Origin of the sequence: Lacisediminihabitans sp. (assembly GCF_036404185.1) — a bacterium.
In the GTDB taxonomy this organism is placed as follows: domain Bacteria; phylum Actinomycetota; class Actinomycetes; order Actinomycetales; family Microbacteriaceae; genus Lacisediminihabitans.
The window spans coordinates 1-7,174 of the sequence record NZ_DASWPB010000007.1; the positions used below are offsets into that span (position 1 = coordinate 1).

The 7,174-nt window shown below is 68.7% G+C and carries 8 protein-coding genes; 6 read left to right on the top strand and 2 right to left on the bottom strand.

Annotation, left to right across the window (positions count from 1 at the left end; all coding sequences use genetic code 11):
• Together VGC18_RS00460 and VGC18_RS00465 are read left to right on the top strand one after the other, a co-directional pair.
• The coding region (locus VGC18_RS00460) for a class I tRNA ligase family protein (protein ID WP_331093091.1) at nt 1-909 on the top strand (909 nt) is incomplete at its 5' end.
• A complete protein-coding gene (locus VGC18_RS00465; protein ID WP_331093093.1) occupies nt 910-1,149 on the top strand; it encodes a hypothetical protein in 240 nt (79 codons plus the stop codon).
• A 6-nt stretch (nt 1,150-1,155) separates the two neighbouring features.
• Here the strand turns inward: VGC18_RS00465 and VGC18_RS00470 are convergent, their stop codons facing one another.
• The gene (locus VGC18_RS00470) at nt 1,156-1,401 is read right to left on the bottom strand and encodes a hypothetical protein (RefSeq protein WP_331093095.1); all 246 of its coding nucleotides are present in this window, start codon (nt 1,399-1,401) and stop codon (nt 1,156-1,158) included.
• Nucleotides 1,402-1,631: 230 nt separating this feature from the next.
• On the opposite strand from VGC18_RS00470, the gene VGC18_RS00475 reads away from it, so the two are divergent.
• The gene (locus VGC18_RS00475; RefSeq protein WP_331093097.1) at nt 1,632-3,668 is read left to right on the top strand and encodes a M3 family metallopeptidase; all 2,037 of its coding nucleotides are present in this window, start codon (nt 1,632-1,634) and stop codon (nt 3,666-3,668) included.
• A 15-nt stretch (nt 3,669-3,683) separates the two neighbouring features.
• Here the strand turns inward: VGC18_RS00475 and clpX are convergent, their stop codons facing one another.
• Nucleotides 3,684-4,961: an ATP-dependent Clp protease ATP-binding subunit ClpX gene (clpX, locus tag VGC18_RS00480; RefSeq protein ID WP_331093099.1), complete on the bottom strand. Its 1,278-nt coding sequence runs from the start codon at nt 4,959-4,961 to the stop codon at nt 3,684-3,686.
• A gap of 266 nt (nt 4,962-5,227) precedes the next feature.
• Between clpX and VGC18_RS00485 the strand changes: the two genes are divergently transcribed.
• The 3 genes from VGC18_RS00485 to VGC18_RS00495 form a co-directional block, all read left to right on the top strand.
• Complete coding sequence (locus VGC18_RS00485; RefSeq protein ID WP_331093101.1) at nt 5,228-5,848, top strand: hypothetical protein; 621 nt, start codon at nt 5,228-5,230, stop codon at nt 5,846-5,848.
• Between the two features lie 99 nt (nt 5,849-5,947).
• Nucleotides 5,948-6,655, top strand: coding sequence for a YcnI family protein (locus tag VGC18_RS00490; RefSeq protein ID WP_331093103.1), 708 nt, complete (start codon nt 5,948-5,950; stop codon nt 6,653-6,655).
• Between the two features lie 3 nt (nt 6,656-6,658).
• On the top strand, nt 6,659-7,174 hold a 516-nt coding region (locus VGC18_RS00495), incomplete at its 3' end, for a copper resistance CopC family protein (protein WP_331093105.1).

Genomic DNA, 7,174 nt, shown 5'->3' on the forward strand with positions numbered 1-7,174 from the left:
CGCACCTGGCTGTTCTCGACCATGCTGCGCTCGGAGCTCGAGCACGGCACGGTGCCGTGGCGCAACGCCGGCATCTCCGGCTTCATCGTCGACCCCGACCGCAAGAAGATGTCGAAGTCCAAGGGCAACGTCGTCACGCCCTCCGCGATGCTCGACGAGCACGGCTCCGACGCGGTGCGTTACTGGGCGGCCTCCAGCCGGCTCGGCACCGACGCGGCCTTCGACCCGCAGAACCCGAAGCAGATCAAGATCGGGCGGCGCCTGGCGATCAAGGTGCTCAACGCCGCGAAGTTCGTTTACTCCTTCGAGCTGCCGTCGGGCGAGTTCGAGATCGTGAACCCGCTCGACGTCGACATGCTCGCCGAGCTCGACCGGGTTGTGACCATCGCCACCGGCTCCTTCGACGACTTCGATCACGCCAGGGCGCTGGAGACGACAGAGCAGTTCTTCTGGACCTCCTGCGACGACTACCTCGAGCTGGTCAAGGAGCGCGCCTACGGGGCCATGACCCCACGGGAGCAGGCCTCGGCCGTTCTCGCCCTGCGCCGCGGCATCGACATCCTGCTCCGGCTGTTCGCACCGTTCATCCCCTTCGCCACCGAGGAGGTCTGGTCCTGGACGCACGAGGGCTCCGTGCACCTGGCCGAGTGGCCGACGGCGGAGGCGGAGGCCGAGCCGAGCGGGCTGCTGACGCTCGTCGGCGCGGCCCTCATCGGCGTCCGCCGGGCGAAGACCGACGCGAAGGCTTCGCAGAAGACCGAGGTCGTCTCCGCGACGATCACCGGACCGGCGCTCCTGAGGGAGGCCATCGACGACCTCAAGGCGGTCGGACGCATCGGTCGCCTGGACGTCGTGGAGGGCGCCGAGATCTCCGTGACCGACGTCGTGCTCGCCGAGGCGGTGGCCTAGATGCAGCTCGGAACCCGCTGGTTGGTGGGAGAAGCGGCCCCGGCCCGTCTGCCTGCACCGGTCGCCGTCGCCGTGCGCGAGGTCGAGGCCGGCCTCGACAGTGTCGACACGACCGGCTGGCGGTGGACGCTGACCTGGCTCGAGGACAACGCCGTGGTCGAGCTCGACGATGGCACCCTCATCCGCTACGTCGACGGCAACGTCGTCGTGCTCGAGCCGGAGCCCCCGCAGGACGACTGAGTCGCGTTAGGGAACCCGCACGATCATCGACCTGGCCGCGTCTTCCCGCCGCTGCCGCTCGAGGAAGTTGCGGACGAGACGGGTGTGCTCCTCGTAGGGCAGCCAGGCGCGGTCGGCGCGCCTCCTGGCCCAGCGCAGCATCGCAATACTGACCAGGATCACCAGCCGATCGATTCCCCTGGGACGTGCGCCGGGTCGTGCGCGGCGCAGCGAGGAGCCGCCGCGACCGTCGAGATTGAGAGCTGTAGCCATCCGATTCACCCCTTTCCTGGGTCCACGGTAGAGCCGGCCACTGTCATTTCAGTGACCGTCCGGTGACAGCATGCTGACCGATTCGCATCACGCCGTCTCTGCGCATAACTCCTGCAGTTGTTCGCCGATACCCGGCCAGAACGGGAAGAAGGGCGTCTCCCGGAGGCGATTGCAGGAGTTATGCGCACCGGCGTCCGGCGACGAGACCCGGCGAACCCTAGGCTGGAGGCATGGCCATCCAGAATCCCTTTTTCGCCCCCAGCACGCTCCCCTACGGACTCCCGCCCTTCGCCGACATCGCCGACGAGCACTACCGGCCGGCGTTCGAGAGGGGCTTCGAGGAGCAGCTGGCCGAGATCGCCGCCATCACCGCCCAGGAGGAGGCGCCCACCTTCGAGAACACGGTCCTCCCGCTCGAGCGCTCCGGGCAGATCCTCGACCGGGTCAGCACCGTGTTCTTCAACAAGAGCTCGTCGGACAGCTCCGACTTCACCAACCAGCTCGAGGAGGAGATGGCACCGCTGCTCGCGGCCCACTCCGATGCCATCCAGCTCGACTCTGCCCTCTATGCCAGGATCTCCGCCGTGCACGACCGGCTGGACGAGCTCGACCTGGACGCCGAATCGCGCTACCTCGTCGAGCGGTACTACACGGAGTTCACCCTCGCCGGCGCCGGTCTCGACGAGGCAGACAAGGCGAGGCTCAGGGACTACAACCAGAGGCTCTCCACCCTCACGACGCGGTTCGAGAAGAACCTCCTGGCCGACACCAACGAGCTCGCGGTCGTCGTTGACGACGACGCCGAGCTCGACGGCCTCGGTGCCGGCGAGATCTCCGCCGCGGCCGAGGCGGCGAAGGAACGCGGACTCGACGGCAAGTACCTCATCACGCTCGTCCTGCCCACCGGCCACCCCTACCTCGCAGCACTGACGAACCGCGACCTGCGCCGGCGGATCATGGATGCGTCCCGCGCCCGCGGCAGTCGCGGCAACGAGAACGACAACCGCGAGATCGTGCTGGAGATCACCCGGCTCCGGGCCGAGCGGGCGCGTCTGCTCGGCTTCGAGAACCACGCCGCGTACGTCACGGCGGACGAGACGGCGAAGACCCCGCGGGCCGTCGCCACCATGCTCGAGCCGCTCGCCCTCGTGGCCGCGCGGAATGCCCGCGCGGAACAGGCCGACCTGCAGGCGCAGATCGGCGAGGAGTTCGTCCTCGAGGCATCCGACTGGGCCTTCTTCTCCGAGAAGGTGCGCCGCGCGAAGTACGACGTGGACACCGCGGCGATGCGCCCATACTTCGAGGCCGAGCGCGTCATGCGCGACGGCGTGTTCTTCGCGGCGAACCGGGTCTACGGGGTGACCTTCACCGAGCGAGACGACCTCGTGGCCTACCACGAGGACGCCAGGGTCTTCGAGGTGCACGACGAGGACGGCTCCCCCGTCGGGCTGTACGTGCTCGACCTCTATACCCGTGACTCGAAGCGGGGCGGCGCCTGGATGAACCCGCTCGCCTCCCAGAACGAGCTCCTCGGCCAGTCGGTGGTCGTGGTCAACAACCTCAACGTGCCGAAGCCGGCTGAGGGAGAGCCGACCCTGCTCAGCTACGACGAGGTGGGGACCTTCTTCCACGAGTTCGGCCACGCCCTGCACGGGCTGTTCGCGCGGGTGACCTACCCGAAGTTCGCCGGCACCAACGTGTTCCGCGACTTCGTCGAGTTCCCGAGCCAGGTGAACGAGATGTGGATGCTGTGGCCGGAGGTGCTCGCCAACTACGCTGTCCACCACGAGACCGGCGAGCCCATGCCGCAGGAGTTCGTGGACAAGGTCCAGGCGTCCTCCGCCTTCAACGAGGGCTTCTTGACCAGCGAGTACCTCGCCGCAGCCCTGCTCGATCAGGCCTGGCACCGCATCACCGCCGACGACACCGTGGCCGACGTCGCCGAGTTCGAGGCGGAGGCGCTGGCCGCCGTCGGCCTCGACAACCCCGTCGTACCGACCAGGTACTCGAGCGCCTACTTCGCACACACCTTCTCCGGTGGCTACGACGCGGGCTACTACTCCTACATCTGGAGCGAGGTGCTCGATGCCGACACGGTCGAGTGGTTCAAGGAGAACGGCGGCCTGACCCGCGAAAACGGCGACCGCTTCCGCCACCGACTGCTGGGCGTCGGCGGCTCGAAGGACCCGCTGGAGGCCTACCGCGACTTCCGCGGGCGCGACGCGGTCATCGAGCCGCTGCTCAAGCGGCGCGGGCTCGAGGGGTAGCCTGCGCCCGGCGGCTTAGGCCGACTTCTCCTGGCGCACGACGGGGTGGGGGACGATCGTCGGTGCGGCGTTCTCGAGCACGGCCGCGCGGGTCACGATGACCCTCGCGATCTCGTCGCTCGAGGGCACGTCGAACATGATCGGCCCGAGGACCTCTTCCATGATGGACCGCAGCCCGCGGGCGCCGGTCTGTCGCAGGACGGCGAGGTCGGCAATCGCCTCGAGGGCGTCCTGGTCGAAGTCGAGGATGACCCCGTCCAGCTCGAACATGCGCTGGTACTGACGGACGAGCGCGTTCTTCGGCTTGGTGAGGATCTCCATGAGCGCGACCTGGTCGAGCGGGGTCACGGTGGTGACGACGGGGAGCCGGCCGATGAACTCGGGGATGAGCCCGAACTTGTGCAGGTCTTCCGGAAGAACCTCGCCGAAGAGGTTCACGTCGTCGCCCTTGCTGTGCAGGGGGGCGCCGAAGCCGATGCCCTTCTTGCCCGCACGCTGGGAGATGATCTCCTCCAGCCCCGCGAAGGCGCCAGCGACGATGAACAGGACGTTGGTCGTGTCCACCTGGATGAACTCCTGGTGCGGATGCTTGCGGCCGCCCTGTGGAGGGACGGAGGCGACGGTGCCCTCGAGGATCTTGAGCAGCGCCTGCTGCACGCCCTCGCCGGAGACATCGCGGGTGATCGACGGGTTCTCCGCCTTGCGGGCGATCTTGTCGATCTCGTCGATGTAGATGATGCCGGTCTCGGCCCGCTTGACGTCGTAGTCCGCGGCCTGGATCAGCTTGAGGAGGATGTTCTCGACGTCCTCGCCGACGTAGCCGGCCTCGGTCAGCGCCGTCGCATCCGCCACCGCGAACGGCACGTTCAGCCGCTTCGCGAGGGTCTGGGCGAGGTAGGTCTTGCCGCAGCCGGTCGGTCCGATGAGCAGGATGTTCGACTTGGCGATCTCGACGTCGTCGATGACCGCGTCCGCCGAGGTGAGAGTGTTGCGGGCCCTGATGCGCTTGTAGTGGTTGTACACCGCGACGGAGAGCGCACGCTTGGCCGCATCCTGCCCGATCACGTACTCCTCGAGGAAGTTGTAGATCTCACGGGGCTTGGGCAGCTCGAACTCGCTCGAGGTCTCCTCGCCCGCCTCGGCCAGTCGCTCCTCGATGATCTCGTTGCAGAGCTCGACACACTCGTCGCAGATGTAGACGCCTGGGCCGGCGATCAGCTGTTGGACCTGCTTCTGGCTCTTGCCGCAAAAGGAGCATTTGAGCAGATCGGCGCTCTCGCCTATACGAGCCATGCTCGGCCCCCTCCTGGTTTCGACCCTCCCCGCCGACTCAGCCGAGTCGTGCAGGTCCGGCAATCAGCGGAACTACTGTGCAACCGTGGTTCTCTACCGAGCCTAGCCCGAGTCACCGACACCGGTGAGCATCGGGGCGAAATGAGACCCGGCGAGCCGCGGAGCAAAAGACCGCGACGGGCACCGGACCGGCCGATCCGCGGTCCGCCCGTCCCACTCTCTAGACTTCTCTCGAAGGACACACCGCCACGAACTCCGGGGAGACCATGGGCACGAGATGGGCGCGATTCGTCCGCGGCTGGCTCGCCGCGCTCGTCTCGACGTTCGTCGCGGTCTGCTCCCATACGATCGCCGCCGGCCATCTGCCGAGTCTCGTCGGCGTGGTGCTCTGCCTCGCCTTCTCCGGCCCCGTCTGCATCGTCCTCTCCGGCAAAAGCCTCTCGCTGGTCCGGCTCTCGATCTCGGTCGTCGTCAGCCAGTTCCTGTTCCACGGCGCCTTCGGCCTGCTCGCGGACGGGACGCCGGCAGCGCCGGGCACCATGGAGCACGGGCACGGCGCGATGCCGCACGATCTCGACGCCCTCGCCGGCGGTCCCGTGCCGGGTCACGCCATGACGACGGATGCCCGGATGTGGCTCGGTCACGCGATCGCCGCCGTCCTCACGATCGCTGCCCTCCGGTTCGGCGAGCACGCCTTCTGGGCGCTCATCGGGCTCGGTCGGCTGGGCATCACCCGGATGCTCGGCGACCCGCCGCGGATCGCCGGCGCCATCCTGCCGCGCGCGAGCGCCGTGGCGGCGGACCGCGCGCTCCTGCCCCACGACCTCGGATTCGTCTTCTCGACGCTGCGCTTTCGTGGACCACCCCTCGGCACGGTTCCGCTCTGACATCCATCATCCCTTTCCGAGGTCGGCCAGACCCCGATCCGCCCGTGCCCACCGCGGGCCGACCCGTCGTCGCCGACGTCATCATCTGCCGAGGAAACATTGACCAGACACATCGTCCTGAAAACGTCCATCACGATCGGCGCCGGAGCGCTGCTCGCCCTGACCCTCCCGCTCGCGGCCAGCGCCCACGTCACGATCACCCCGAACACCGCGCCGGCCGGTTCCTACTCGCTGATCACGTTCAAGGTGCCCACCGAGTCGGCGACGGCCACCACGACCAGGCTCGAGGTGGACATCCCCGCCGCCACGCCGTTCTCGTCGGTCAGCTACGTGCCGGTCGCCGGCTGGACCACCCAGCTTGTCACCGAGAGACTGCCCAAGCCGGTCCCGGTCGCCGGCAACGAGCTCACGGAGGCCGTCACGAAGGTGATCTGGACGGCGCAGCCGGGCTTCGACATCAAACAGGGCCAGCTGCAGCTGTTCCCGCTCTCGGTCGGCTCGGTGCCGAAGACCGGCAGGATCGTCCTGTCGGCACTGCAGACCTACAGCGACGGCAGCGTCGTCTCCTGGACCCAGACCGGATCCGGCGCCGAGCATCCGGCTCCCGTGCTGTACGTCGACGACGCACCTCCCGTGGCGGCGAGCGCCTCGACGCCCGGCCCCACGGTGAGCGCCGAGCCGGTGGCCGCGGCGACGACCGGTTCCTCCGACACCCTCGCCCGCGGACTGGGGGTCGGTGGCCTGGTCGTCGGCGCCGTCGGCATCGTGCTGGCCGTCGTCGCCACCCGGCGCAGGACGGCGGACTGACCCGTGGGGCTCCGCACGAGGTTCCTCACCCTGACCACGGTCGCGGCCCTCACGGTCGCGATCCCGGTCCTCGGGCTCGCCACCGCCGCCCAGGCGCACAACTACCTTGTCGACTCGACCCCGAAGGCCGGGCAGGTGCTCACCTCGCTGCCCAGGGAGTTCACGATCACCACCAACGACGTGCTGCTCGACGTCGGCGGGAACGGCGCCGGCTTCGCCCTCCAGGTGCAGGATGCCGCCGGTCGCTACTACGGTGACGGCTGCGTGACCATCGACGGGCCGGCGATGTCCACCGGTGCCGCGCTCGGCGCGGCCGGGACCTACACGGTGACCTGGCAGGTGATCTCGACCGACGGGCATCCGGTGTCGGACAGCTACACCTTCACCTGGCAGCCGCCGGCGGGGACCACGCCGAGCGCGGGCAGCACGAGGGTGCCAGACTGCCACGGCACGCTCAGCCCGAACGCGGCGAAGACCCCGGGTGCGAGCGACCGTGCGGCCTCCGTGGACAGGGGAACG

Bases quoted from the DNA above. Each gene is read 5' to 3' on its own strand.
- VGC18_RS00485 (WP_331093101.1), top strand. From the start codon at position 5,228: ATGGGCACGAGATGGGCGCGATTCGTCCGCGGCTGGCTCGCCGCGCTC.
- VGC18_RS00465 (WP_331093093.1), top strand. From the start codon at position 910: ATGCAGCTCGGAACCCGCTGGTTGGTGGGAGAAGCGGCCCCGGCCCGT.
- VGC18_RS00475 (WP_331093097.1), top strand. From the start codon at position 1,632: ATGGCCATCCAGAATCCCTTTTTCGCCCCCAGCACGCTCCCCTACGGA.
- VGC18_RS00470 (WP_331093095.1), bottom strand. From the start codon at position 1,401: ATGGCTACAGCTCTCAATCTCGACGGTCGCGGCGGCTCCTCGCTGCGC.
- clpX (WP_331093099.1), bottom strand. From the start codon at position 4,961: ATGGCTCGTATAGGCGAGAGCGCCGATCTGCTCAAATGCTCCTTTTGC.